Source organism: Flavobacterium sp. ASW18X (assembly GCF_005144745.1).
In the GTDB taxonomy this organism is placed as follows: Bacteria; Bacteroidota; Bacteroidia; order Flavobacteriales; family Flavobacteriaceae; genus Croceivirga.
Map to the genome: position 1 here is coordinate 2,501 of NZ_SWKK01000041.1, position 1,236 is coordinate 3,736.

A 1,236-nucleotide genomic window follows, 5' to 3' on the forward strand; every position below is an offset into this window, starting at 1 on the left:
TAACTCGTAGGCTCATTATGCAAAAGGCACGCCGTCACCCCGAAGGGCTCCGACCGCTTGTAGGCGTATGGTTTCAGGATCTATTTCACTCCCTTGTTCAGGGTTCTTTTCACCTTTCCCTCACGGTACTGGTTCACTATCGGTCTCCCAGGAGTATTTAGCCTTGGCGGATGGTCCCGCCGGATTCAAACAGGGTTTCACGTGCCCCGTCCTACTCAGGATACCACTATCTCTAACGTCCCTTACCCGTACCGGGCTATCACCGTCTACGGCCACTCTTTCCAGAGTGTTCTGGTTCGTCGCGCAGAGAACAGCGTGGTCCTACAACCCCAGTATTGCCGAAACAACACTGGTTTGGGCTGTTCCGATTTCGCTCGCCACTACTCTCGGAATCACTCTTGTTTTCTTTTCCTCCGCCTACTTAGATGTTTCAGTTCAGCGGGTTGGCCTCTTTCGATGCTATGCCTTCAACATAGCGGGTTGCCCCATTCGGATATTCACGGATCAACACTCGTGTGCAGTTCCCCATGACTTTTCGCAGCTTACCACGTCCTTCATCGCCTCTGGGAGCCTAGGCATTCCCCATACGCCCTTGCTTAGCTTGTCGCACTTTACTTCTAAAGTGCCCCTCGTAATCTTTATATATTTCTTACTCTCGTATTCTACTACTTTACTTGCTTTCAAGTTTCTTCTTTTGACTTCGCATCAATACAAATCAATGTATTGTGCTACGTCCCAATATGTCAATGAACTTTTTAATACCCAATTAAATCAGGTACTTTGTGGAGAATATCGGAGTCGAACCGATGACCTCCTGCGTGCAAGGCAGGCGCTCTAGCCAGCTGAGCTAATTCCCCATAACTAGTAGTTAGTAATGAGTAGTTAGTAGTTAGTACATAACTACATACCCAACTTCCAGAATTTCCTAATTGTTCAATATTTTTTATTGAGGTTTCCCTCAGAACTTCGCACTTTTTAGTCTCGCGACTTGTAGTCTCAGGCAGACTCGAACTGCCGACCTCTACATTATCAGTGTAGCGCTCTAACCAGCTGAGCTATGAGACTTCTTAGGTCTTATGACCACATTATATCTATGGACATCCAAAACAACAACACAAAGAAAACTACCGTTCCTTCACCAAAGCACGGGGCCTAAGGGCCTATCGTCTCTAGAAAGGAGGTGTTCCAGCCGCACCTTCCGGTACGGCTACCTTGTTACGACTTAGCCCTAGTTAC

At 47.4% G+C, this 1,236-nt stretch carries 2 tRNA genes and 2 rRNA genes (1 of these 4 running past the window's edge); all 4 read right to left on the reverse strand.

What is annotated here, in order from left to right:
* Positions 1–608, reverse strand: a 23S ribosomal RNA gene (locus FBT53_RS15840) (it extends 2,200 nt beyond the left edge of the window).
* A gap of 175 nt (positions 609–783) precedes the next feature.
* Positions 784–857, reverse strand: a tRNA-Ala gene (locus FBT53_RS15845).
* 134 nt (positions 858–991) lie between these two features.
* Positions 992–1,065 (reverse strand) — tRNA-Ile (locus tag FBT53_RS15850).
* Positions 1,066–1,173: 108 nt separating this feature from the next.
* Positions 1,174–1,236, reverse strand: a 16S ribosomal RNA gene (locus tag FBT53_RS15855); the annotation flags it as partial.